The organism is Bradyrhizobium sp. HKCCYLR20261 (assembly GCF_051168435.1).
Classification (GTDB): Bacteria; Pseudomonadota; Alphaproteobacteria; order Rhizobiales; family Xanthobacteraceae; genus Bradyrhizobium.
Genome location: NZ_JBNPUZ010000004.1, coordinates 512,790 through 535,692, shown reverse-complemented (window position 1 = coordinate 535,692; position 22,903 = coordinate 512,790). Strand labels below are relative to the sequence as shown.

Genomic DNA, 22,903 nt, shown 5'->3' with positions numbered 1-22,903 from the left:
CCGATGACCGCGCTCACAGCCGCCGACATCATCGCGCGCCTCGGCCTGCAGCCGCATCCCGAGGGCGGGCATTTTCGCGAGACCTATCGCGATCCCGCGACCGATGCCGATGGCCGCGCGCACTCCACCTTGATCTACTTCCTGCTTGCCCGCGGCGAGCGCTCGCACTGGCACAAGGTCGACGCCGTCGAGACCTGGCACTTCTACGCCGGCGCGCCGCTGATCCTGCGCATCGCCAATCAAGGGAAGGCGTCGCAGACGACGCTGCTCGGCATCGATCTCGCGGCCGGCCAGCAGCCGCAGGCGGTGGTGCCCGCCCATGCCTGGCAGGCCGCCGAAAGCACCGGCGACTGGACGCTGGTGGGCTGCACCGTGGCGCCTGGCTTCATGTTCGAGAAGTTCGAGCTCGCGCCGCCGGGCTGGGAGCCAGCGGCGTAGCTCAGGCGCTTGCGCCGGCGACCTTTGCGGCGGCGGGCTCGGCCAAGCGCTGACGCTCTCTGGCGAGGAAGCCGGAGATCGCGTCGGCCGGCATCGGCTCGGCGAAGTAATAGCCCTGGATGAAGTCGGCCCCGAGACGCCGCAGGCTGTCGAGCTGCTCCTTGGTCTCGACGCCCTCGACGACGCAGGAAATCTCCATGTCGGCGCACAGTCCGGTCAGGGACTTGATGATCTTGTGGCTGACCGGATTGGCGTTGACGTCATGCACGAAGCTGCGGTCGACCTTGAGCTTGTCGAGCGGCAACCGATGCACGTGGCTCAGCGACGAATAGCCAGTGCCGAAATCGTCCAGCGAAATGCTGCAGCCGATCGCCTTCAGCGCCGCGATCGACTGCTCGGCCCGCACGAAGTCGAAGGCGACGGCGGTCTCGGTGATCTCGAACTCGATCCGGCGCGGCGGCACGCCGCTGGCCTGGATCACCGCGATCAGCGGCAGAATGCCCTCGGGCGAGCAGATGTCGTGCGCCGACAGATTGAACGACATGCGGATGTCGTCGGGCCAGGTGCGCGCTGCGGCGAGCGCCTTCACCAGCAGCACGCGGGTCAGGCTGCGGATCACGCCGATACGCTCCGCGGCGGGAATGAAGCTCGACGGCGAGACGATACCCAGCTTGGCGCTGTGCCAGCGCGCCAGCACCTCGAAGCCGGTGGTGCGTGCGTTCAGGGCATCCACGATCGGCTGGAACACCAGGTGCATGTCGGTCTCGAAATCAGCGATCCGCAACAGATGCTCGATCACGCCGCGGCTGCGGATCTCCGCCTCGAGCTCCGCCGAGAAGATGATCGCCTGGCCGCGGGCGCGACGCTTGGCATGATACAGCGCGTAGTCGGCGCATTCGTACAGCGCATCCGCCGCCATCGCCGAGCGCGGATAGAGCGCAAAGCCGGTCGAGCAGGACAGGCCGGTATGCGTCGTGTCGAACTGATAGGGCAGCTTGATCAGCTCGGTGATGTCACGTCCGAGCTTGATGAGATCCTCATCCGCGGGATTGCCGGTGACGACCAGGCCGAATTCATCACCGCCGAGCCGCGCAAGATGCACCCGTGTGCCATAGCTGGCGCAGACGTCGCCGATACGGCGGGCGGCCTCGATCAGCACGCGATCGCCGACGGTGTGTCCGTACGTGTCGTTGATCGGCTTGAAACCGTCAAGATCGATGATGCCGACGGCGAGCCGCGTGCCATCGCGCTCGGCCTCGGTGAATGCCTGCTTGAGCTCGGAGAAGAAGCGGCGGCGGTTGGGCAGCTCGGTCAGCGCGTCGAGATTGGCGAGGCGGAAGTTCTCATCCGACAGGGCCTGCGTCGCGGCCTGTTCAGCCAGCAGCGATTTGCGGCTGGCGACAAGGGCAGCGAAATCGCGGTAGTAGATGAACAGCACCGTCACCATCGCGCCGGACACGAGCAGCTGGTTGACCGCGATGGCCCGGAGCGCGGGCACGCCCGTCGCCAGGAAGAAGATGACATAGGGAACGATCACCACGAGCGTCACGATCAGCGCCGCCGAGCGCAGGTGCATCAGGCAGAAGATGATGCCGATGACGGTGACCGCCATGTAGAATGCGACCTGTCCCTTGGCGAACGGATCGCCATAGGGAAACAGCGCGAAAGACCAGATGACGAACAGCACGCCGATCGGTCCGGCGATGCGATTGGTGACACGCAGATTCTGCAGCACCTCGGCGTCGCTGCTGGGGACCTCGCGCTGTCGCAGCCACCACAGCATGCGAAGGCCGGTGATCGTCGTCAGCAGTGCCGGCACCGAGACGCTCAGCCACGCGGGTGCCAGCGGCAGAAACGTATAGGCAAGCGCGAGGCTGTTGGTGATCAGAATGAAATAGAGCAGCGGCACCTGCTTGGAGAACGCCTGGAACTGCGCGCGCGTCAGCTCGGGATTGTCGGCAGGAACGCGAAACAGCTCCCCCACGCGGGCCATGTAACGTCTCACGTTCGGCATCCGCCGCCCCGTTTCAGCACCATTGCGGGACCAAGTGTTGCGCAGCGCGAGTAAAGGCTGGGTTAGGTGCAGATGACGCGTGATTGCCAGCAGCGGTTGCACGCTACCGCCAGCCAGTCGCAAGTCGCTGCGGGTTAAGCGAGGATCAACGATAATCGGCAGATGTGCTCGGCCGCGATGGCGGCGCGGCTTCCAGGAGATCGCGAGCGAAGCAGAGGGGTCAGCGCCTGCGCAGCCGGAACATGTCCTTGGCGGCGACGAGGCCGCCGCCTGCGATCAGGAGCGCGGCAAGCGCGATGCTGGCGGTGGGCCGGGCATAGCCGGCGACGATCAGGAACGCTGTCGACAACAAGGGTGTCGCATAAGACGCCGCACCGAGTACGCGAATGTCGCCGCGCTTCATGCCGATGTCCCAGGCGTAGAACGCTGCGCCGACCGGACCGATGCCGAGGCCGGCCACCGCCAGCCATTGCGTCATGGTGTCGGGCCAGACCGTGCGCTCGACCGCGAGATGGACAAGGGCAGCGAGAACCGCTGTGGCGAGGCAGAACCCGGCGACGGCGTCGGTCGGCACCGCCTTGAGGCGGCGCGACAGCACCGAATAGATCGCCCACACGAAGGCGGCGATGAAGGCCGCCGCGAGCCCCGGAAGCTGGCCGGTCGCGAAACTCGCGCCATTGCCGACGAGCAGCAGCGCCGTGCCGACCAGCCCGAGCGCGGCGCCGATCACGTGATGCACCGCCAGCCGTTCTCCGGGAAGGAACGCCGAGAACAGCACGATCAGCAGCGGCCAGAGATAATTCAAAAGCCCGGCCTCGGCCGGCGGCGCGAAGCGGAGCGCCAGGAAGTACAGCGCGTGATAGCCGAACAGGCCCCCGACGCCCACCGCCCATGCCGTCACCGGCTGCCGCAGCACCCGAAGCCCATCGGGCCGGCGCAACACAGCGAGCATGCCGACGACGCCGCCGACGGCAAAGGTCATCGCCGCGAGCTGAAACGCCGGGATCGTTCCCGTGGCCACCGTTAGCAAGGCGAGCAGCGACCACATCAGGATCGCGGTCAGGCCAATCAGGGTCGCAGTGCGCTGGGACATCAGGCGGGGGCTCCGTCACGCCTGTGCCCGTCGTGGGCGCCCTTAAAGACGTGAATGCCCGCGGCGAGCGCGGGCATTGCGTTTCCTTAACCGCAGATCGTGTCGGCAGGCAACGCCTGCCGGCGGGATCACGCCGGGATTACGCCATGTACTGGCCGCCATTGATCGACAGCGTCGAGCCGGTGAGAGCACCGGCTTCGTCGGCGGCGAGGAACACGACCGCGCGCGCGATCTCCTCGGGTTCGCCGAGGCGGCCGACCGGGATCAGCGGCAGGATGGCTTTTTCCAGCACGTCCTTCGGCACGGCCTGCACCATCTCGGTGTTGATGTAGCCCGGGCAGATCGCGTTGACGGTGATGCCGGCCTTCGCGGTCTCCAGAGCCAGGGCCTTGGTGAAGCCGATGTCACCCGCCTTCGCCGCGGAGTAGTTGACCTGGCCGAACTGGCCCTTCTGGCCGTTGATCGAGGAGATGTTGATGATGCGGCCGAACTTGCGCGCGCGCATGCCTTCAATGACCGGGCGGGTCATGTTGAACAGCGAGCCGAGATTGGTGTTGATGACGGCGCTCCACTGCTCGAGCGTCATCTTGTGGAACGCGGTGTCGCGGGTGATGCCGGCATTGTTGACCAGTACGTCGACCGGGCCGAGCTCGGCCTCGACCTTCTTGATCCCCTCGGCGCAGGCATCGAACGAGCTGACGTCCCATTTGTAGACCGGGATCTCGGTCTCGCTCTTGAACTTCTCTGCAGCGGCATCGTTGCCGCCGTAATTCGCTGCGACCTTGTATCCCGCCGCCTTCAGCGCCTTGCTGATGGCCGCACCGATACCGCGCGTTCCCCCCGTCACCAACGCCACACGTGCCATGTCGAATCCTTCCCTCGATGACTGATCACACGGCAACAACCAGAGGATGCCGACGTGAATTCCGTTGTTATTGGACCATGCACGTGGTGGCGACAATCACCTCGCCGCTGCGACATACATGCTCGCTCAACTCTCATTTTTATGTCTTCGATTATGCGACGTGTTTGACGGACATCAAGAACAAAACGCCCGGCGAGGTCGCCGGGCGTTGATCTTTAGTTGAGCTGGACGCGATTGCGAAGACCGAAGGGTTCGCAGTCACTGCCGCGTTTTTAGTCGCGTGCAACGCACAGGGCGATGCCCATGCCGCCGCCGATGCACAGCGTGGCGAGACCCTTCTTGGCGTCGCGCTTCTGCATTTCATGCAGCAGGGTGACGAGCACGCGCGCGCCGGACGCGCCGATCGGGTGGCCGATCGCGATCGCGCCGCCATTGACGTTGACCTTGGCCGGATCCCAGCCGAGATCCTTGTTGACCGCGCAGGCCTGCGCAGCGAAGGCCTCGTTGGCCTCGATGAGGTCGAGGTCGGCGATATTCCAGCCGGCCTTCTTCAACGCCGTTCGCGACGCCGGGATCGGGCCGGTGCCCATGATCTTCGGATCGACGCCAGCCTGCCCCCAGGAGACGATGCGCGCCAGCGGGGTCTTGCCTTCCTTGGCAGCCTGCTTGGCGGTCATCAGCACCACCGCCGCGGCGCCGTCATTGATGCCCGAGGCATTGCCGGCCGTGACCGTGCCGTCCTTCTCGAAGGCTGCGCGAAGCTTGCCCATCGCCTCCAGCGTCGCACCGTGGCGCGGATATTCGTCGGTGTCGACGACGGTGTCGCCCTTGCGGCCCTTGATGGTCACCGGCGCGATCTCGTCCTTGAACTTGCCGGCCTTCTGCGCCGCCTCGGCCTTGTTCTGGGATGCAACCGCGAACTCGTCCTGCTGCGCGCGCGTGATCTGATACTGTTTCGCCACGTTCTCGGCGGTGTTGCCCATATGATAGCCGTTGAAGGCGTCCCACAGGCCGTCCTTGATCATGGTGTCGACCAGCTCCAGCGAGCCCATCTTCACGCCGGCGCGCAGATATTGCGCGTGCGCGGCCATGCTCATCGACTCCTGGCCGCCGGCGACCACGATATCGGAATCGCCGTTCTTGAGCGCCTGATAGCCGAGAGCCACCGAGCGCAGACCGGAACCGCACAGCTGGTTGATGCCCCAGGCCGGGCTGTCCACGGGGATGCCGGCCGCGATCGACGCCTGACGGGCGGGGTTCTGGCCCTGCGCCGCGGTCAGGATCTGGCCCATGATGACCTCGGAGACGCGTCCGGGTTCGACGCCGGCGCGCTCGAGCGCCGCCTTGATGGCAACCGCACCGAGATCGTGGGCCGGAACACTGGCGAACGCACCGTTGAAACTTCCAACCGCGGTGCGGGCGGCGCTGACGATGACGACATCGTCTGACATGGGCATCTCCTGACGTTTTTGATCTTGGGTGCGAAATCTTGGGTGTGAAGGCGGCTTGAGAGCGAGAGCGGATTTGAAACGAAAACGAATAGCTCAGTTCATGGTCGTGCTGGCCGTCCGCAAGCCCCGGCTGGGCGGGCGCAACCTTCGCCGATCATCCTGTTAACGTCGTTGCGACATGTCAATTGGCCGTCCCTGCAATTCCTGTTGCGGCGCACTCAAAATGGTGCGCTTGGCCGTTTGATGGGCAAGATTTCTGCTGTCGGATTAACCGTTCCGCACAAAACCGTAGCCGAACTCGCTCGAAAGTGATTACCTTATTGCATTGCGTAGCTCTTCGCCCCCGCGGCAGCGCCGCTGGGTTCCCTGTTCTCGGTTTGCATGTGTGAGCTCAATGGCGAAATCTGACCAACCCACGACAATCAAGAAATACGCGAACCGGCGGCTCTACAATACCGGGACGAGTACCTACGTGACGCTCGAAGACCTCGCCTCGATGGTTAAGAACGGTGAGGATTTCCTGGTCTACGACGCCAAGACCGGTGACGACATCACGCGCTCCGTGCTCGCCCAGATCATCTTCGAGCAGGAGAACAAGGCCGGCCAGAACCTGCTGCCGACCACCTTCCTGCGTCAGCTCATCCGCTTCTACGGCGACAGCATGCAGATGGTGGTTCCTAAATACCTGGAACAGTCGATCGATACGCTGACCAAGGAGCAGGAGAAGTTCCGCAAGCAGATCGCCGACACTTTCAGCGGCACGCCCTTCGCGCCGCTCGAAGAGCAGGTGCGTCGCAACATGGAGCTGTTCCAGCAGACCTTCTCGATGTTCAAGCCGTTCGCGCCTGCCGCGGCGCGCGCCGAGGAGAAGGCCGCGGAGCCCGCAGCAGCGAGCGACGATAACATCGACGAGCTGCGCCGCCAGATGAAAGAGATGCAGGACCGGCTCGACCGCATGTCCGAGCCGAAGAAGGACGAGCAGCAGGGCTAAGGCCCTGCGCGCAGGCGAATAAGGCCGGCGGCTGATCAGCTCGCCGCCGGCAAATCGACTTTGCCCTGGCCGATCCAGGGTCTGTCGGTTGAGGCGAGGCCGATGACCCGGCCCTGGATGTAGTTGCATCCCCAGTCACGCAGCAGCGCGACCGACGCCTCGTCCTGCACCCATTCCGCCACCGTCTTGATGTCGAGCCGTCGCGCCAGTTCGACCAGCGTCTGCACGAAGGCGCGATCGTCGGCGGAGCGCGCGAGGTTCTGCACGAACGCGCCGTCGATCTTGACGATGTCGACGCCGAGCTTGCGCAGGTTGCGGAACGAGGTGTGGCCCGCACCGAAATCGTCGATCGCGATCCGGCTGCCCAGATCCTTCAGGCGCGTGACGAAGCCACGGAGATCGTCGACGTCCTGGATCTCGACCGTCTCGGTGATCTCGACGATCAGCCGTTCGGCCACGCCGGGATGGGCGCGCATCATCGATTCGATCGAGGCCCACCAGTCCGGGTCCATGGTCGTTTCCGGCGAGATGTTGAGGCTCAGGGTCACCTCCGGCGTGCTCGCGAGCTCGGCCACGACCAGCTCCAGGATGCGGTGATCGACCAGGCGGATCAGGCCGAGCCGCTCGGCGACCGGCACGACGTCGGGCGCCAGCAGAGCGCGGCCGTCATCCTGCCGCATCCGCACCAGGCATTCGTAGAAGGCGGGCGTGAGCGTGGTGGCGTTCACCACCGGCTCGAACGCGGTCACAATGCGCCGCTCGTTGAGCGCCGTGACGATCTCGTCGGTGACGCGGATGTTGACCTTGCGCTGGGCGTCACGCTCGACGTTCGGCCGCCATGTCGAGAACGATCCGATGCGGCGGCGCTTGGCGGCATCGAGCGTCTCGTGGGCGCGGTTGACTGCTTCCTCGACCGAACGCGCGTGACGAGGCACGCTCACGGCACCGATCGTGGCGGTGACCGCCACCGGTCCTGACTTCGTCGGCACCACCTCGTCACGAACGGTGGCGAGGAAGCGTTCGGCGGCGATGGTCATGTCGTCCATCGTGCAGTTCTTCAGGATCAGCCCGAACTTGTTGCCCGAGAACCGTCCCAGCGTATCGCCGCCGCGCAGCCGCCCCCGGATGCGCTGCGCGACTTCGAGCACGACGCCGTCGGCGACGTCGAAGCCGAAGGCATCGTTGATGCGCGCGAGGTGATCGATGCCCACCAGCATGAAGGCGCAGGAGAAGCGGAAGCGCTGCGACTCCTCGATCACCTCCGCCAGGGTCGCCAGCAGATGCGTGCGGTTCAGCTCGCCGGTCAGCGGGTCATGGCGCGACAGCTTCAGCAGCTGCTCGTCGCGGGCATGCCGCTCGTTGTTGATCCGCATGATGCCCTGGGCGCGCGACGGCCGCCCGTCGGCGCCGGCGAACCAGCAGCCGGTCTCCTCGACCCAGATCAGCGGCGCGCCGGTATGCGTGCGCACGCCGTACTCGATGCGATAGGGCGTGCCGCTGGCGCCGTAGAGCGGCGCCGCCTGGCGCATGACGTCCGAGCGGATGCGCCGGTCGGGCTCGATCAGCCTGGCGAATTCGGCCCCGTTGCAGAGCTGCGGCAGCGGCACGTCGGGAAACACCGCGCCGACATGATCGCTCCAGACGATCACGTCACTCGCCAGATCCCACACGAAGGCGGCTTGGCCGAGGGACGCCAGGATCATCGCGGTCTGTGGCAAATCGGACGTCAAGATTGCCTCGTTTCGGAACAAGCCGGCACAGCCGGCGTCGATATCGGGGGACAGCGACCATCCCCCCGCGCGAGCGGCGGCGGCCGACTTCGCGAATCAGACTACGCATCTCTGGTTAACGGAGAGCATGCCGATGCGACACGGACACGTCCGAGGCGCATCAACCATGTTCGGCGGCGCGGCGCCCGTCGTGGCCTGGGCGGCACTGGCTTTGCGAGGTGGACGGGCGAAAGGCTCCGGCGTCCCGGAACGTGACAAGCGCGCCGGTTGTGGTGGGACAATGTTAACGATCGATCAGGGCGAGGGCTCAGGCGGAATGGATCAGGCGTCCAGGTCCCTGGCGCTGATGCCGGGCACCGGGAGCGACGATCGCCGCGGGATGGTGACGAGTGCGGCGCGTCCGGATGCCGGCTTCGTCACGCAATTGATCGCGACCGCCGAGCAGTTGCCGCAGACTCGCGCGCTCCGGCGGGCAGCAGCTGCCGACGTCCACCGCGCTTATTCCGCACGGCTTCAGTCGATCACGCGGGCGCGCGATCGCACCCGGGACATCATCTGAACGGTGCGTGTCCGCGCCCGAGGGCGTGGGATTTTAGGATTTGGGAGTCTCGGGTTTGGGCGCGTCTGGCTTGGGCGGCTCTGGAGCACCCGGAGCAGCGGCCTCGGCCTCCTTCACGTCCGAGACCCAGCCGGTGGGCTGCACCGGAGCCGGCCGCGGGACCGAGCGGTCGAGCAGCACGGACTCGGCGACGGACGCAGCCGCCGGCACGGCATCGGTTCGCTCTTCACCGCCGGGCACGGCGGCGCCGGCCTGTTGAACCTCTGCGGCCGCAGGCTCCTTGACCGATTCCCTGGCCGGCTCTTCGATCGGCTCGGGCTCCGGGTCAGACACGCTCGCGTTGACCGGGGCCGGCATGGGATCGGGAGCCGCACCGACGGCGGTCCGCTCGCGGCGCTTGGTGCGCAGCGAGACGCCGCTGAAGAAATCGACCATAGCCAGCAGGGCCAGCAGGAAGAAGGTCGAGTTCCCGAACTTTGGCCACATCACGAATTCGGCCGCGGCGCCGCCGAACACCAGCAGCGACAGCAGGTGGTCGGTCAGATATTTGCCGTTCGGCTTCGCCGCCTTGATGACCTCGAGCAGCAACAGCAGCACGCCAAGCGCAAGCAGCATGTCGCCGAGCGACACCGTCCAGACCTCGCCGGAGGGAAGCTGCAGGCGCAGCAGCGTCTCGCTGAAGGCGACCCCCGGCATCAAAAAGACGATCATGTTGTAGATCGCCAGGGGGATCAGCAGCAGCGGGAAACCGACCATGGACATCGGTTGAAGCCTTATGGCGCGGGCGGCGGACCCGCCACGAAATCAATTGGAAGATTATGACGGCGAGACGGGATCACGCAGGCACAGACGCGCAGCGGTCCCGGCGAATCACGTCGCGCGGGACCGCTTTCAACCCCATCGATGGCCGAATTCGGGCAGCTTGAAAAGCGGCCCGCACGGGCAATCAGGCGTCTTTCTTCTTCAGGACCTGACGGCCCTTGTACATGCCGGTCTTGAGGTCCAGGTGGTGCGGACGACGCAGCTCGCCGGAGTCCTTGTCCTCGACATAGGTCGGCTTCTTGATGGCGTCGGCCGAGCGGCGCATGCCGCGGCGCGACGGCGAAGTTTTTCTTCTGGGGACGGCCATATCGGTATCCTCTAGGGGTAATTCGGAAGGCATCGTCCGCAAAGGACGGCTGCAGCCATGAAGCTGGCGAGCCCGGATGCCGATCAAGGCCGCGCTTATAGAGGATGGGTTGCGGCATGGCTAGGGCTCCCCGAGGCATTTTTGGCCAAAATTCGCTCCCTCCAGACCTCACCTCCGGTCGCCCCAACAGGTCTGCAGCGCGGACGCCTGCGCCCGGACCATATAGGTCGCGGACAGCCGCCGCACGCCGGGACCGGGCGTGCGCGCGCTGCGCTTGACCGGATTCGGCAGGATCGAGGCCATCAGCGCTGCCTCCCGCGGGCCCAGACCCGCGGCCGAGCGGTTGAAGGCGTAATTCGCGCCCGCCTCCACTCCGAACTGGCCGGACGGGCCGAGCTCGGCGATGTTGAGGTAGATTTCCAGGATCCGCCGCTTGCTCAGCACGAGGTCGATCCACAACGCCAGCGGCAGCTCCAGGGCCTTTCGGACATAGCTGCGGCCCTGCCACAGGAACAGGTTCTTGGCGACCTGCTGGGTGATGGTCGAGCCGCCCCTCGAGACCTCGCCATCCTCGGCGTCGTCCATCACCTCGCGCAGCGCGCCCCAGTCGATACCGTGATGGGTGCAGAATTTGGCGTCCTCGGCCGCCACCACCGAGCGCGGCAGATAGGGCGACATCGCCAACAGATCGACCCAGCGCCGCTCCATCGGCTGGCCGGTCACCGTCCGCCACAGCATCAGGGTCGAGACCGGGTGACCACCGGCATAGAACGGCGTCAGCACGTAGGGCACGAGCAGCGCCAGCACGACGACCAGGAGAATGGTTCTGACGGTACGCAAGGGCAGGCGTCGCTCGGGTTGGACCGCCACAGGGGGAGCGGTGAGGGGTGGATTATCCGACATCTCCATGAGGTTTCCCGATCTTTTACGCCGTTAACCGGCCGAAAGCCGCCGCTGTCCCCGCAATTGACGAAGTCGCCGCCATCAACGATTGTCCGGCGAATTTTGCCCTTGGAGCTCTTCTTAAATGACCGCGACGGCCACCGACTTCACCCAACGCCTGGACAAGACCGCGGAGGAGACCGAGGCGCTACTCGGCGAGCTCTTGTCCGACGCGCCGATGGCCGATGAGATCGCCCGTCCCAAGCGGCTGATCGAGTCGATGCGCTATTCCAGCCTCGGCGGCGGCAAGCGGCTGCGCCCGTTCCTGGTGGTCGAGAGCGCCGCCGTGTTCGGCGTGCCCCGCCGCGGCGCGCTGATGGCGGGCGCCGCGCTCGAATGCATCCATTGCTATTCGCTGATCCACGACGACCTGCCGGCGATGGACAATTCGGACCTGCGCCGGGGACGTCCGACCCTGCACAAGGCCTATGACGACGCCACCGCGATCCTGGCCGGCGACGCGTTGCTGACGATCGCCTTCGACATCATCACCCGCGACGAGATCCATCCCGATGCCGGCGTCCGCCTGGCGCTGACCCGGGCGCTGGCCCGCTGCGCCGGTGTCGGCGGCATGGCCGGCGGCCAGATCCTCGACCTCGCCGGCGAAGGCCGGTTCGGCGATCGTGATCCCGTCGACGTCGCCCGCGTGCAGCAGATGAAGACCGGCGCCCTGCTCCGCTTCGGCTGCATCGCCGGCGCCCTGCTCGGCCAGGCCTCGCCCACCGAGTACCAGGCGCTCGACGATTACGGCCGCGCGCTCGGCGAGGCCTTCCAGATCGCCGACGACCTGCTCGACGTCGAGGGCGATGCCGCGACGCTCGGCAAGCCGGCCGGCGCCGACGCCGAGCTCGGCAAGACCACTTTCGTCACCCAGCTCGGCATCGAGGGCGCCAAGCAGCGCGTCCGCGACCTGCTCGCGCGCGGCGACGCCGCGCTGTCGATCTTCGGCGTCAAGGGCGACGTGCTGCGCGCCGCCGCCCATTTCGTCGCCGAACGCAAGAGCTGAGGCGGGACGGCGCGGTTGACGGGACTTCATCCTGACGATCCGGTGCTGGCGCGCTTCGCGCGCCTGCCGCGCGGATTGCGCATCATCTACGCCCGTCCCCGCACCTTCATCTCGCTGGGCATCGCCGCGCTCGCATTCTTTCTCCTGCCAGGCGCACTGCGGCTGATCACGCGACTCCTGATCAGCTGGGACATCTTCACCACGATCTACCTCGTGCTGGTCGCGGTACTGATGCTGAGGAGCGAGCACCAGCACATCCGTCGCAAGGCGGTGATGCAGGACGACGGCCGCTTCGTGATCCTGCTGGTCACCGCGCTCGGCGCCTTCGCCAGCATCGCCGCGATCGTGTTCGAGCTCGGCGCCTCCAAGCGCGACGCCCCGGCGCTGACGCTGGCGCTGCTCACGGTCTCGCTGTCCTGGGTGGCGGTGCATACGACCTTCGCCCTGCACTACGCCCACGACTATTATCGCGGCGCCAAGCCGGGCGGGCTGCAGTTTCCGAGCGGCGACAGCGACGAGCCCGCCGACTATTGGGACTTCGTCTACTTCTCCTTCATCATCGGCATGACCGCCCAGGTCTCCGACGTCGGGATCACCGACAAGGTCATCCGCCGCACCGCGACTGTCCACGGCATCATCTCGTTCGTCTACAACACCGCGCTGGTCGCGCTGATGGTCAACATCGCAGCCAGCGTGATCTCGTCCTGATCAGTTGCACACCTCGGCGGTGGCGTTGACGCCCGGGCCGCCGCCGCCGCGATATTCCAGCCGGCAGCCCTGCCGGACCGGACGGCACAGATAGGCGTCGCAATAGATCTGGCCGGAGGACGGCTTGGGCCGCGCCTGGGCCTGCGGCTTGGGCGGAGCAAAGCTCGGCGCCACGCCGATGCCAACGCCGCCGCCGCCAACTCCGATCCCGACGCCAATGCCGACGTTTGGAGCCGGCATCGGCGCATTCGGCTCGGGTGTCACGCGGGCACGGCGGCGCGACGGCATATCCTCGTCGTCACTGGTGTCACGCTTGGCGACCGGCTTCTTCTCGCGCCGCTTCTCGCACTCATTGTCATCGTTCACGAACGAGCCCTCGGCGCAGACGATGCGGGTGCAGCGGTCGCCGTCCGACTTGTAGCCGTGCTGGCAGACCAGCGGGCAGACGCGCGCCTGCTTGAGCTTGATCGCCTGGAGCGCATCGGCCGACGCCGCCTGGGTGTCGAGCTTGGTGCCGGCGTAGCGGTTGAACTGCGACAGCGAGCGGCGCGAGGCGGAGCCCCAATCGCCGTCGGCGTCCTCGGTCAGGCAGCCGACACGGCGCAATTCGAGCTGCACCGACTTGGTGAGATCAGCCGGCTGCGACGCCGGGGTGAGCGAGGCCACCTGCGGCCCCTGCGTGGCTGCGGCCGGCGAGGTCGCCGCGCGCGGATTATCCGCCGCCGCGAGCTGCTGCTCCTGACGCTTCCGCTCGGCCTCGGCAGCCTGCTGCTGCGCGAGTTGATTGGCCTTCTCGGCGGCGACACGCGCCTGCTCGGCCGCCTTGGCCTCGGCCTCCGCCTTGGCCAGCGTATCCTTGCGCGCGCCCTCGGACGCGAGCCGTGCCCGCTCGGCTTCCGTCACGCGCGCCTTCTCGGCAGCGGCGGCGCGGTTCTCTTCCGCCGTCAGCTTTTCGATCTGCAGCTTGGCGAGGCTCGCATAGAAGCCGTCCGGATATTGCGCGAGAAACGCGTTCAGCGCGCCCTTGTTGCCGACCTGCATCGCCAGTTCGTAGTCGCGGCGCATGTCCGCCTGCGGATTGGCCGCCGGCGGCGTCACCGGCATCTGCGTCACGACGCGCGGCACGCCGGGCACCAGCGGCACGTCCTCGCCGCCGAGCGAGCCATACACGAACGGCTCCTGGCGGTTGCTGGTCGATTTCAGCACCTCGTCGCGGACGAAGCCGAACGCCTTGCGGACGTCGAGCCCGGGGGTCGCGATGTGGCGCGACAGCGCCAGCGTGAACGGCGAATTGCTGCCGTCACCATCCTGCGCGGTCGAGCCCGCCTTCGCCGAATAGGCGATCAAGGTGTTCGGGCTGGTCGGCTCGACCTTGGCGAGGCCGCGGCCGAGGCTGCGCGTCGCCACCGTCCGCTGCATGTTGCGGGTGAAAGGGTTGTCGCGGCAGGCATCGAGAATGACGAGCCGCAGCTTCTTGGCCGGCTCGACGGCCACCAGGATGCGGTCGAGCGACAAGGTCTCGTCATAGACGTCGGTGTCGCGCTCGAGTCGGGCATCGATCGGGATCAGGTAATTCGAGCCTTCGACCTCCATGCCGTGGCCGGCATAGTAGACCACGGCGATATCGGCATCGCGGGCCGCGTCGGCAAAATCGCGCAGCGCCCGCCGGGTCTCCCGCGCGGTAAGGTCGCGGCGGTAGTCGACCACGTCGAAACCGGCGCTCTTGAAAGTCTGGGTCATCACCGCGCCGTCATTGGCGGGATTGGTGAGCTGTGGCACGTTCTGATAGGCCGAATTTCCGATGACGAGGGCCACCCGCTTCTCGGCAAGCGCGGGGTGGCCTACGAGCAGCAGCGCTGCCGCAACGAGAAAACCGCTCAATCGGATTGACCACGACATCTTGAACATACTCCCAGCCTGGGAAACCTGCTGGCTCAGCCTACCAGAGGCAGCCCATTTGGCTTGTGACCAGCATCACGCAGCCTTTATTTCCGGAACATGCCGCTTCGGCCAGTATATTTCAGTCGACCGAGCATCGGTTGCAGTTCATGGCTTGCCAAGCCCGGTTTTGCATCGAAAATGCGATCCTTATTTGTCTGGATTCCAGGGAGCAGCCCATGAGCGCCGACCGTTCCACCGTCGAATCCGTCGTCCAGGGCTATTTCGATGCGCTCTATGAGGGCGACGCCGACAAGCTCGGCGCGGTGTTCCATCCCACTGCCGATCTGCGCTGGGTCGAGAAGGGCGAACTGAAGATTCTCACGGTTCCGGACTGGCTCGCCTGGGTGCGCAAGCGCCCCTCCGCCAAGGCCGAGGGCAAGCCCCGCGAGGACTTCATCGTCACCATCGACCGTTCGGACGACAAGACGGCGTTCATCAAGGTGCGCTGCCAGCTGCCGCCGCGCTATTTCACCGACTATCTCGTCGCCATGAAGCTCGCCGACGGCTGGCAGATCGTCTCCAAGTCCTATCGCTACGACCTCCGGGACTGAGCCCGGCGCATCGACGCCAGCTGTCCCCGATGGAAGAGCATTTTCAAATTTTCCTGATCCTGCTGGCCGTGCTGGCGGGAACCGCGCTCGTTGCGCGCCGGGCCAATCTGGCGCCGGCGATCCTGCTGATGCTGGCCGGTATCGGGCTCGCCTTCGTGCCGGGCATGCCGGCCTTCGCGCTGCCGCCGGAGCTGGTGCTGCTCGTGGTGCTGCCGCCGCTGATCTATTCCTCCAGCGTCGCGATGAGCTGGCGCGAGTTCAAGCGCAATCTGCGGCCGATCGTGTTCCTGGCGGTCGGCTGCGTGCTGTTCACCGCAGCCATCGTGGCCGCGGCCACCCATTTTGTTCTCGGCCTTCCCTGGAGCATCGGCTTCCTGCTCGGCGCCATCGTCGCACCGCCCGACGTGGTGGCGCCGCTCGCCATCGCCCGCCGGCTGCATCTGCCACGCCGGGTGATGGTCATCCTCGAAGGCGAGGGTCTTGCCAATGATGCGACGGCGCTGATCCTGTACCGCTTCGCGGTCGCGGCGATCACCACCGGCACCTTCTCGCTTCCGGTGGCCGCCGGCGAATTCGCAGGAATCGTGGTCGGCGAGATCGCCTTCGGCATCGGCGTCGGCTGGCTGATGCTGCGTGCGCGGCATTATTCCGACGACACCCGCGTCGAGATCACGCTGTCGCTGCTGACGCCGTATCTCGCCTACTGGATTCCCGAGCATGTCGGCGGCTCCGGCGTGATCGCCACGGTGGCTTGCGGCCTCTACATGAGCTGGAACGGACCACTGTGGATCTCCTCGGCGACCCGTCTGCAGGGCGTGTTCTTCTGGGACCTCGTGGTCTACCTGATCGAGGGCATGCTGTTCCTGCTGACCGGCTTCCAGATGCGGCTGATCTACGAGAAGTCGAAGGTCTTCCCGCTCGACGAGATCATCATCGCCACCGCGCTGGTCGTCGCCATCGTGGTCATCGCGCGGTTTGCCTGGACTTTTCCGGCGACGATCCTGCCGCGCGTCCTGAGCAGCTCGCTGCGCGCACGTGATCCGCTGCCGCCCTGGCAGCAGACCTTCATCATCGGCTTCACCGGCGTGCGCGGCACCGTCTCGCTGGCGACCGCGCTGGCCCTGCCTTTGACGCTGCCGACGAGCGACGGCTTTCCGTATCGCGACCAGATCCTGTTCGTGGCCTTCGGCGTGATCTTCTTCACTTTGATCGGGCTCGGCCTGACCTTGCCGCTCGTGGTGCGCTGGCTCGGCGTCGGCCGCACCGGCCGCGCCGAGCATGTCCGCGAGCACGAGCAGGAGATCGCCGCGCGGCGGGAGGTGCTCGATCGCGCATTGCAATCGCTGGAGACGATGACCAATGACCGCGACGTCTCCGAGGAGGTCGTGCGTCTCCTGCGCGCGCGGCACGAGGTCCGCGTCAACCAGCTGCCGGAGAACCTCAACCCGGACGACTACGATGCCTCCGCGCGCGGCATCGAGCTGACCCGCGAACTGATCGGCGTCGAGCGCAAGACCATTCATGCCATGCTCCGCGACGGCCAGATCACCGACGAAACCCGCCGCCGCATCGAGCGCGATCTCGATCTGGAAGAGGCGAGCCTCGCCAACCGGGAATATGGGCAGGCGCCGTTGTAGCGGTGAGTTGAGCGGGCACAGCTCGCTCCACCGTCATTGCGAGCGCAGCGAAGCAATCCAGGATGGTGGGCGGGACTCTGGATTGCTTCGCTGCGCTCGCAATGACGTGGATGGAGCGGGGTACACTTACGTCGACTGAGTTGGTAGATACAGTTCATCACCCTCGCGCCCGCGTTTCGCGTCCGAGCATTGATCCTCTCTCGCCCTCTTCGATCAGAGGGCGCAGGGAAGGCCGGGCCCCGACTGAGGCCCGTGGCCCGCCTGCGGAAAAAAATGCAGGCGGCAGGTACCACAGGTTCAGCCGGACAAGACCCGGCCCTCCCTGCGCGATGGTTTTAACGGCTGCTTCGCACTCTCCCCGGGGACCGGGCTTTCTTGCCCCCGTCACTGGCGATCATCGGCCAGCTTGGCATCAGCGTCGGGATGTCAGGACCATGCGACTTGACCGTCCGCGCCATGACGTTCGTCCGCGAGCCCATCGGCCCACTGCGCCACGTCGCGTCCACCGCATCCCACCTCCACGTTCGTGACGACCGCGAATCGCCCCTCTTCAGTGAGGCGGGATAGGCGGAAGGATCGATCTGATTTGCCTGACGACACAAGGCCCGATGGCTGCGACATGGTAACGCGACGGGCAAGATCCTGAGGTTGCCGGCGACGGCCACATCCCCCGCGGTCGTCCCGGCCTCGAGCCGGGACCCATATCCACAGGCGGGTGTGATGACAAAGAAAGCCGCTCCAGCCTGCCTGATAACTAACGACGGTGGTTATGGGTCCCGGCTCAAGGCCGGGACGACACCGTTGGTGCGGCAAGACCTTGCAAACCTGCCGCTCCTGCTCGGTTGCGCGCTCAGCCCTGCTGCTAACGGATGCGCGATCCTCCGTCATCTGCTATTATCCGCCTATGACCCGAGAAGCTCTCGAAGTGCTGCTGGAGCGTGTTGCGACTTGGCCGGAGCAGGCTCAGGCCGAGTTCGTGCGATCCTTGGAAGAGATCGAGGCGCGGCACATCGGGCCGTATCGCCTCAGCGACGAAGAGCGCAAGGCCGTCCAGCGCGGATTGCGGGAGATGCGGGAGCGGAAGCTCGCCGACGACGCCGCGGTCGCAGCCGTGTTCAACCGCTATCGCGCATGAAAGTTCGTTGGTCTCAGTCATCTCTGACCGAGATCGAGGATATCTTCGCCTACATTCATGAACGCAACGCGGCCGCGGCTTCTTCAGTCGTTGCGCGGATCGAACGGCTGACGTCCATGCTCACGGATTTCCCCCTTGCGGGCCATGTCACCGACGATCCTGAGGTTCGAGTCCTGTCCGTGGTGCGTTATCCGTTCCGGATCTTTGACGCGGTTGATATGGCATCGGACGAGGTTGTGATCTTGCACGTCCGACATGCCGCCCAAGACGACACTCAGTGACGGTATTGGGCACTCCCTCCGCGCGTCATTCCGGGGCGCGCGAAGCGCGAGCCCGGAATCCATAGCCACGACTGCCGATGAGGGACGGGATCGATGTGGCGATCGTCTTCGACCCATGTCTGCCTGTGGTTATGGATTCCGGGCTCATTCGCGCGGACTCAAAATGGCTGCGCCATTTTGCGCGCGAATGCCCCGGAATGACGACGTGGAAAGAGTTAGACCGTCTCTGGCGAGATGATGCGCTGACCGCAATGAAGCGCGATAGCAGGCCGGCGCAGCTTCACCGCTCGATCATCCAGCGCGTCACCGCCTGGTGATAGTTCATCGGACCGGGCACCGTCTTGTAGGTCTTCAGATAGCGGAAGCCGGCCTTCTGCAGCGCGCGGTTGGGCGCGGTGTTGTAGGCGTGCGGCTCGCAGAACAGCTGCTTGAGCTGCAGGCGCTCGAAATACAGATCGATGCTGCGGCGGACACATTCGGTGCCCAAACCGCGGCCGCGCAGCTCCGGATCGGTGACATGCAGGTGCATGTGGGCGCGGTTGCCGAACACGATGCGGTCGCAGCTGGAGAAGCCGATCGGGCGGCCGTCGAGGCGCCAGATCACCAGAAGCGCGGCACGTTCGGTGAGGGGCAGCTCGTAGAGCGTCTTGAACAGGCCGGCCCACACCGGCTTGGTCGGCAAGCGGGTGGGGTCGATGCCCATCAGGTCGAGCTGCTCGATGCTGGATGAATAGAAATAGTCGATGACCAGCGCGGTCTCGGCGAGCTCCATTTCCCGGACATCGAGGTTCATTGCGGCATCCTCTTCAGCAGGCCTCAAGGTGCTGATCATGCGGGCGGCAGTGGGGCAGCGGGTGATCATGCGGGCCACGGCAGCGGCGGGTCGGGAACGCATTCGCGCGCGTGGCGGAAGGTTTCAGAATGACGAGCAGGGAGCAAGCAGCCGCGGGTTGCAGGCAGAGGGATTGCTTCGCTCACAGACTGCCGCGCGTCAGACAACCGGCGTAGCGGCTTGAAGACCTCGCCCCGCTTGCGGGGAGAGGTCGGATTGCATCGTCAGATGCAATCCGGGTGAGGGGGACTCTCAGCACGGTCGGTGGGTGTGGCGGCCCCTCACCCCAACCCTCTCCCCGTGAAGGACGGGGAGAGGGAGCGCACCGTCGATGCGGTGGCAGGTGGGATTCAACTCACATGTGGCATACGAAGGAGGGCCGCGAACTAAGCGGCTTCCGCGAGGGCGCGCAGGCGCCCTCGGATGTAAGCCCCTGCCCTACTCCGCCGCCGTCACGCTCTCCGGCGCCTTGGCACCGCTGCCGTAGCGCTGGTCGATGTAGTCGATGACCAGAGCCTTGAAGTCGGCGGCGATCGTCGGGCCGCGCAGGGTGCGGAACTTCTTGCCGTCGACGAACACCGGCGCGGCTGGGGCTTCGCCGGTGCCGGGAAGCGAGATGCCGATATTGGCGTGCTTGGACTCGCCGGGGCCGTTGACGATGCAGCCCATGACGGCGACGTTCAGCGCCTCGACGCCCGGATACTTGGTCTTCCAGGTCGGCATCTCGTCGCGGATGAAATCCTGGATCGAGCGCGCCAGCTCCTGGAACGTGGTCGAGGTGGTGCGGCCGCAGCCCGGGCAGGCCGCAACCAGCGGCACGAAGGTGCGGAAGCCCATGGTCTGCAGCAGCTCCTGCGCGACCTGCACCTCGAGGGTGCGGTCGCCGCCGGGCTCGGGGGTCAGCGAGATGCGGATCGTGTCGCCGATGCCCTGCTGCAGGAGAATGCCGAGCGCGGCCGAGGAGGCGACGATGCCCTTCGAGCCCATGCCGGCCTCGGTGAGGCCGAGATGGATGGCGTAGTCGGAGCGTGCGGCGAGATCCTGATACACCGCGATCAGGTCCTGCACGGCCGAGACCTTGGCCGACAGGATGATGCGGTCCTTGGGCATGCCGAGCTCTTGCGCGCGTTCGGCCGAGTGCAGCGCCGACTGCACCATGGCCTCGCGCATGACCGCGCGGGCATCGCGCGGGTTCGCGGACTCAGCGTTCTCGTCCATCAGCTTCGACAGCAGCTCCTGGTCGAGCGAGCCCCAATTGGCGCCGATGCGCACCGGCTTGCCGTATTTGTTGGCGAGCTCGATGATGGTCGAGAACTGGGTGTCGCGCTTGTCCTTGAAGCCGACATTGCCGGGATTGATGCGGTACTTCGCCAGCGCCTCGGCGCAGGCGGGGTACTCGGTCAGCAGCTTGTGGCCGATGTAATGGAAGTCGCCGATCAGCGGCGTGGTGATGCCGCGCTTGTCGAGCTGCTCGCGGATGTGCGGGACGGCCGCGGCGGCCTCGTCGCGATCCACCGTGATGCGGACCATCTCCGACCCGGCGCGCGCCAGCGCTGCGACCTGGGCCACCGTGCTGTCGACATCGGCGGTGTCGGTGTTGGTCATGGACTGGACCACGATCGGCGCCCCGCCGCCCACGGCGACGTTGCCGACCATGACTTTGGTGGTCTGATGCCGGGGAGCGGGTCCGGCGATGTCGTTCTGGGGCACTGTCTCGGGCTTGTTCATGGGCGCTCGGATATCAGGTTTTGGTGACGGTCAGCAATGGATCAGTCGCGGCGGCGACCGCGCGGTTCGGGCGGTTTACGAGAAAAAGCCCAATGATCACAAGCACGGCAGCCAGGCCAAAAGCCAGCGTCAGGGCGTCATGCAGGATGAAATAGCTCGCCACGACCCCGAATAAAGGGGTGATGAAGGTAAATGCCGATAATTTGCTGGCCGAATAGGCCTTGATCAGCGCGAACCAGATCGTGAAGGTGGTCCCGACCACCCAGATCGCCTGATAGGCGAGCAGGCCGAGGACGAACGGACTGGGAACATGGGTCAGCCGCTCGCCGGCGACCAGCGCGGCCGCGGCCATGATCGGGACGGAGACCGCCACCTGGTACCCCAAAGCCCGCTCCGGCGCTATGAAACGGAGCCGGGTTCCCTTGATGAAGACCGTGGTGACGCCCCAGAGCAGCCCGCCGCCGACCACCAGCAGGTCGCCGAGCAGAACCTTGCTGTCGACATTGGCCTGGGGGATGCCGATCGCCAGCGCCACGCCGGCGAAGCTCATCGCCAGCCCGCCCCATTGCGCCGGGCCGAGCCGCTCGCCGAGGAAGCGGAACGAGCCGAGCGCGACGAAGAACGGCGCGGTGTAGAGGAACACGACCGCGCGCGATGCCGAGGTCAGCAGCAGGCCCTGGTAGATCAGCACGAACTCGAAGCCGAACAGCGCGCCGGCGATCAGGCCGAGCCCAAGCGTGCCGTCGCGCTCGAACATCTTCACGCCGCGCAGCTGCGCGAAGACCAGCAGCACCGGCAGCGCGCCGGCCGAGCGGAACGTCGCCTGCAGCATCGGCGGCACTTCGGGCAGCGAAAGCTTGATCGCGATCTGGTTGAACGCCCAGGACAGGCAGAGCACGAGCGTGATGGCGATGGCGCCCGGGCCGAGCGGCCGGGTGGCGGCGGACGAAGGGGACGTGGCGGACACGAGGATTGGGGCTCCCTGGCGAGTTCTTGTTTTTGACCGCGAGGCTGTACACCACACAGTTTTGCCTGCTGGAGTTCAGGCGACCTCATTGCAGCAGCGGCGGTGCCCTACCTCGCCCCGCTTGCGGGGAGAGGTCGGATGGCATCGTCAGATGCCATCCGGGTGAGGGGGACTCTCAGCACGGTCGGTGGGTGTGGCCGCCCCTCACCCCAACCCTCTCCCCGTGAAGGACGGGGAGAGGGGGCGCACCGTCGCCCGGGCGAAGAGCTCGAATACGATGATTAGTTGGGTGTGTACACCTTGCGGCGCAGTAACAGATCTCACGCCGCCTTCTGGCAGTGCGCGCAGAGGCCGGTGATCTCGACGACCGACATCTTCGGCAGGAAGCCGGACGCCGCGGCGGCGCTCTTGAGGCTTTCGGCGATCGGCGCCGCGGGAACCTCGCCGACCGCGCCGCAGCTTTCGCAGATCAGGAACGCCACCAGCGCGGTCTGCTCGTGATCATGCGCGCAGGCGAGAAAGGCGTTGCGGCTTTCGATGCGGTGCACCAGGCCGTTGGCCATCAGGAACTCGAGCGCGCGATACACCGTGATCGGGGCCGGCCGCGTCCCGGACTTGGCGAGTTCCTCGATGATCTCATAGGCGCCGAGCGGCCGATGGCTCGACAGCAGCGATTCCAGCACCTGGCGGCGCTGCGGCGTGAACTTCTGGCCGCGCTGCGCGCACACGCGCTCGGCATGGTCCAGGGCGTCGGCCGCGCAGCGGCCATGATCATGGTCCGGTGCCGGGAAAATGGGTTTGGCGAGGGTCATCGCCGACAATCTAGCATCTCGGACCGATCCCGCCAAAGGCTGCGGCCGAGCCATGCGTCAATCGCGGGACGGGGCCGCTGCGAAACAGAATGA

Annotated in this window: 22 protein-coding genes; 9 read left to right on the top strand and 13 right to left on the bottom strand. The window is 66.1% G+C overall.

The features are described from left to right. Window positions 1-3: 3 nt before the first annotated feature. A complete protein-coding gene (locus tag ACQR1L_RS12460; RefSeq protein WP_434858242.1) occupies window positions 4-438 on the top strand; it encodes a cupin domain-containing protein in 435 nt (144 codons plus the stop codon). Window position 439: 1 nt separating this feature from the next. On the opposite strand, the gene ACQR1L_RS12455 is transcribed toward ACQR1L_RS12460, so the two are convergent. The 4 genes from ACQR1L_RS12455 to ACQR1L_RS12440 form a co-directional block, all read right to left on the bottom strand. Next, a complete protein-coding gene (locus ACQR1L_RS12455; RefSeq protein WP_434858241.1) occupies window positions 440-2,452 on the bottom strand; it encodes a putative bifunctional diguanylate cyclase/phosphodiesterase in 2,013 nt (670 codons plus the stop codon). A 220-nt stretch (window positions 2,453-2,672) separates the two neighbouring features. Beyond that, window positions 2,673-3,545, bottom strand: a complete 873-nt coding sequence (yddG, locus tag ACQR1L_RS12450; protein ID WP_434858240.1) for an aromatic amino acid exporter YddG — start codon at window positions 3,543-3,545, stop codon at window positions 2,673-2,675. 139 nt (window positions 3,546-3,684) lie between these two features. Next, window positions 3,685-4,410: a beta-ketoacyl-ACP reductase gene (locus ACQR1L_RS12445; protein WP_434858239.1), complete on the bottom strand. Its 726-nt coding sequence runs from the start codon at window positions 4,408-4,410 to the stop codon at window positions 3,685-3,687. A 272-nt stretch (window positions 4,411-4,682) separates the two neighbouring features. Next, window positions 4,683-5,861 carry an acetyl-CoA C-acetyltransferase gene (locus ACQR1L_RS12440; protein WP_434858238.1) on the bottom strand — a complete coding sequence of 393 codons (1,179 nt, stop codon included), beginning with the start codon at window positions 5,859-5,861 and terminating at the stop codon, window positions 4,683-4,685. Window positions 5,862-6,255: 394 nt separating this feature from the next. On the opposite strand from ACQR1L_RS12440, the gene phaR reads away from it, so the two are divergent. Next, the gene (gene phaR, locus ACQR1L_RS12435) at window positions 6,256-6,852 is read left to right on the top strand and encodes a polyhydroxyalkanoate synthesis repressor PhaR (protein WP_434858237.1); all 597 of its coding nucleotides are present in this window, start codon (window positions 6,256-6,258) and stop codon (window positions 6,850-6,852) included. 35 nt (window positions 6,853-6,887) lie between these two features. On the opposite strand, the gene ACQR1L_RS12430 is transcribed toward phaR, so the two are convergent. Further along, window positions 6,888-8,555: an EAL domain-containing protein gene (locus ACQR1L_RS12430; protein WP_434858302.1), complete on the bottom strand. Its 1,668-nt coding sequence runs from the start codon at window positions 8,553-8,555 to the stop codon at window positions 6,888-6,890. A gap of 193 nt (window positions 8,556-8,748) precedes the next feature. Between ACQR1L_RS12430 and ACQR1L_RS12425 the strand changes: the two genes are divergently transcribed. Continuing rightward, a complete protein-coding gene (locus ACQR1L_RS12425) occupies window positions 8,749-9,141 on the top strand; it encodes a hypothetical protein (RefSeq protein ID WP_434858236.1) in 393 nt (130 codons plus the stop codon). 33 nt (window positions 9,142-9,174) lie between these two features. Here ACQR1L_RS12425 and ACQR1L_RS12420 read toward each other — a convergent pair whose 3' ends face one another. From ACQR1L_RS12420 to mtgA, 3 genes are all read right to left on the bottom strand, one after another. Beyond that, window positions 9,175-9,903, bottom strand: a complete 729-nt coding sequence (locus ACQR1L_RS12420) for a hypothetical protein (RefSeq protein WP_434858235.1) — start codon at window positions 9,901-9,903, stop codon at window positions 9,175-9,177. A 184-nt stretch (window positions 9,904-10,087) separates the two neighbouring features. Beyond that, entirely contained in the window at window positions 10,088-10,270 is a 183-nt protein-coding gene (rpmF, locus tag ACQR1L_RS12415; protein ID WP_006610266.1) for a 50S ribosomal protein L32, read from the bottom strand. A 168-nt stretch (window positions 10,271-10,438) separates the two neighbouring features. Continuing rightward, complete coding sequence (gene mtgA / locus ACQR1L_RS12410) at window positions 10,439-11,110, bottom strand: monofunctional biosynthetic peptidoglycan transglycosylase (protein WP_434858234.1); 672 nt, start codon at window positions 11,108-11,110, stop codon at window positions 10,439-10,441. A gap of 187 nt (window positions 11,111-11,297) precedes the next feature. Here mtgA and ACQR1L_RS12405 point away from each other — a divergent pair, with 187 nt between their 5' ends. Both ACQR1L_RS12405 and ACQR1L_RS12400 read left to right on the top strand, forming a co-directional pair. Then, window positions 11,298-12,218: a polyprenyl synthetase family protein gene (locus tag ACQR1L_RS12405; protein ID WP_434858233.1), complete on the top strand. Its 921-nt coding sequence runs from the start codon at window positions 11,298-11,300 to the stop codon at window positions 12,216-12,218. A 15-nt stretch (window positions 12,219-12,233) separates the two neighbouring features. Continuing rightward, a complete protein-coding gene (locus ACQR1L_RS12400; RefSeq protein ID WP_434858232.1) occupies window positions 12,234-12,926 on the top strand; it encodes a DUF1345 domain-containing protein in 693 nt (230 codons plus the stop codon). On the opposite strand, the gene ACQR1L_RS12395 is transcribed toward ACQR1L_RS12400, so the two are convergent. Continuing rightward, the gene (locus ACQR1L_RS12395; protein WP_434858231.1) at window positions 12,927-14,825 is read right to left on the bottom strand and encodes a caspase family protein; all 1,899 of its coding nucleotides are present in this window, start codon (window positions 14,823-14,825) and stop codon (window positions 12,927-12,929) included. Between the two features lie 218 nt (window positions 14,826-15,043). Between ACQR1L_RS12395 and ACQR1L_RS12390 the strand changes: the two genes are divergently transcribed. From ACQR1L_RS12390 to ACQR1L_RS12375, 4 genes are all read left to right on the top strand, one after another. Further along, complete coding sequence (locus tag ACQR1L_RS12390) at window positions 15,044-15,418, top strand: nuclear transport factor 2 family protein (RefSeq protein ID WP_434858230.1); 375 nt, start codon at window positions 15,044-15,046, stop codon at window positions 15,416-15,418. A 29-nt stretch (window positions 15,419-15,447) separates the two neighbouring features. Then, window positions 15,448-17,055, top strand: a complete 1,608-nt coding sequence (locus ACQR1L_RS12385) for a Na+/H+ antiporter (RefSeq protein WP_434858229.1) — start codon at window positions 15,448-15,450, stop codon at window positions 17,053-17,055. Between the two features lie 904 nt (window positions 17,056-17,959). After that, window positions 17,960-18,190 carry a hypothetical protein gene (locus tag ACQR1L_RS12380; protein WP_434858228.1) on the top strand — a complete coding sequence of 77 codons (231 nt, stop codon included), beginning with the start codon at window positions 17,960-17,962 and terminating at the stop codon, window positions 18,188-18,190. Beyond that, window positions 18,187-18,471, top strand: coding sequence for a type II toxin-antitoxin system RelE/ParE family toxin (locus tag ACQR1L_RS12375; RefSeq protein WP_434858227.1), 285 nt, complete (start codon window positions 18,187-18,189; stop codon window positions 18,469-18,471). The genes ACQR1L_RS12380 and ACQR1L_RS12375 overlap by 4 nt, the downstream gene beginning before the upstream one ends. A gap of 280 nt (window positions 18,472-18,751) precedes the next feature. Here the strand turns inward: ACQR1L_RS12375 and ACQR1L_RS12370 are convergent, their stop codons facing one another. The 4 genes from ACQR1L_RS12370 to ACQR1L_RS12355 all read right to left on the bottom strand — a co-directional run bounded on the left by ACQR1L_RS12370 (window position 18,752) and on the right by ACQR1L_RS12355 (window position 22,810). Beyond that, complete coding sequence (locus tag ACQR1L_RS12370; protein ID WP_434858226.1) at window positions 18,752-19,264, bottom strand: GNAT family N-acetyltransferase; 513 nt, start codon at window positions 19,262-19,264, stop codon at window positions 18,752-18,754. Between the two features lie 477 nt (window positions 19,265-19,741). Continuing rightward, entirely contained in the window at window positions 19,742-21,031 is a 1,290-nt protein-coding gene (gene ispG / locus ACQR1L_RS12365) for a flavodoxin-dependent (E)-4-hydroxy-3-methylbut-2-enyl-diphosphate synthase (RefSeq protein WP_434858225.1), read from the bottom strand. 13 nt (window positions 21,032-21,044) lie between these two features. Beyond that, window positions 21,045-21,998, bottom strand: a complete 954-nt coding sequence (locus ACQR1L_RS12360; protein WP_434858224.1) for a DMT family transporter — start codon at window positions 21,996-21,998, stop codon at window positions 21,045-21,047. Between the two features lie 320 nt (window positions 21,999-22,318). After that, window positions 22,319-22,810, bottom strand: a complete 492-nt coding sequence (locus ACQR1L_RS12355) for a Fur family transcriptional regulator (RefSeq protein ID WP_434858223.1) — start codon at window positions 22,808-22,810, stop codon at window positions 22,319-22,321. Window positions 22,811-22,903 lie beyond the last annotated feature (93 nt).

What these genes read in the sequence shown, in the direction of transcription:
- ACQR1L_RS12355 (WP_434858223.1), bottom strand. Translation starts at nt 22,810, where the DNA reads ATGACCCTCGCCAAACCCATTTTCCCGGCACCGGACCATGATCATGGC.
- ACQR1L_RS12385 (WP_434858229.1), top strand. Translation starts at nt 15,448, where the DNA reads ATGGAAGAGCATTTTCAAATTTTCCTGATCCTGCTGGCCGTGCTGGCG.
- ACQR1L_RS12370 (WP_434858226.1), bottom strand. Translation starts at nt 19,264, where the DNA reads ATGAACCTCGATGTCCGGGAAATGGAGCTCGCCGAGACCGCGCTGGTC.
- ACQR1L_RS12375 (WP_434858227.1), top strand. Translation starts at nt 18,187, where the DNA reads ATGAAAGTTCGTTGGTCTCAGTCATCTCTGACCGAGATCGAGGATATC.
- ACQR1L_RS12420 (WP_434858235.1), bottom strand. Translation starts at nt 9,903, where the DNA reads ATGTCCATGGTCGGTTTCCCGCTGCTGCTGATCCCCCTGGCGATCTAC.
- ACQR1L_RS12440 (WP_434858238.1), bottom strand. Translation starts at nt 5,861, where the DNA reads ATGTCAGACGATGTCGTCATCGTCAGCGCCGCCCGCACCGCGGTTGGA.
- yddG (WP_434858240.1), bottom strand. Translation starts at nt 3,545, where the DNA reads ATGTCCCAGCGCACTGCGACCCTGATTGGCCTGACCGCGATCCTGATG.
- phaR (WP_434858237.1), top strand. Translation starts at nt 6,256, where the DNA reads ATGGCGAAATCTGACCAACCCACGACAATCAAGAAATACGCGAACCGG.
- rpmF (WP_006610266.1), bottom strand. Translation starts at nt 10,270, where the DNA reads ATGGCCGTCCCCAGAAGAAAAACTTCGCCGTCGCGCCGCGGCATGCGC.
- ACQR1L_RS12460 (WP_434858242.1), top strand. Translation starts at nt 4, where the DNA reads ATGACCGCGCTCACAGCCGCCGACATCATCGCGCGCCTCGGCCTGCAG.
- ACQR1L_RS12405 (WP_434858233.1), top strand. Translation starts at nt 11,298, where the DNA reads ATGACCGCGACGGCCACCGACTTCACCCAACGCCTGGACAAGACCGCG.
- ACQR1L_RS12425 (WP_434858236.1), top strand. Translation starts at nt 8,749, where the DNA reads ATGTTCGGCGGCGCGGCGCCCGTCGTGGCCTGGGCGGCACTGGCTTTG.
- ispG (WP_434858225.1), bottom strand. Translation starts at nt 21,031, where the DNA reads ATGAACAAGCCCGAGACAGTGCCCCAGAACGACATCGCCGGACCCGCT.
- ACQR1L_RS12430 (WP_434858302.1), bottom strand. Translation starts at nt 8,555, where the DNA reads ATGATCCTGGCGTCCCTCGGCCAAGCCGCCTTCGTGTGGGATCTGGCG.
- ACQR1L_RS12445 (WP_434858239.1), bottom strand. Translation starts at nt 4,410, where the DNA reads ATGGCACGTGTGGCGTTGGTGACGGGGGGAACGCGCGGTATCGGTGCG.
- ACQR1L_RS12455 (WP_434858241.1), bottom strand. Translation starts at nt 2,452, where the DNA reads ATGCCGAACGTGAGACGTTACATGGCCCGCGTGGGGGAGCTGTTTCGC.
- ACQR1L_RS12390 (WP_434858230.1), top strand. Translation starts at nt 15,044, where the DNA reads ATGAGCGCCGACCGTTCCACCGTCGAATCCGTCGTCCAGGGCTATTTC.
- ACQR1L_RS12380 (WP_434858228.1), top strand. Translation starts at nt 17,960, where the DNA reads ATGACCCGAGAAGCTCTCGAAGTGCTGCTGGAGCGTGTTGCGACTTGG.
- ACQR1L_RS12395 (WP_434858231.1), bottom strand. Translation starts at nt 14,825, where the DNA reads ATGTCGTGGTCAATCCGATTGAGCGGTTTTCTCGTTGCGGCAGCGCTG.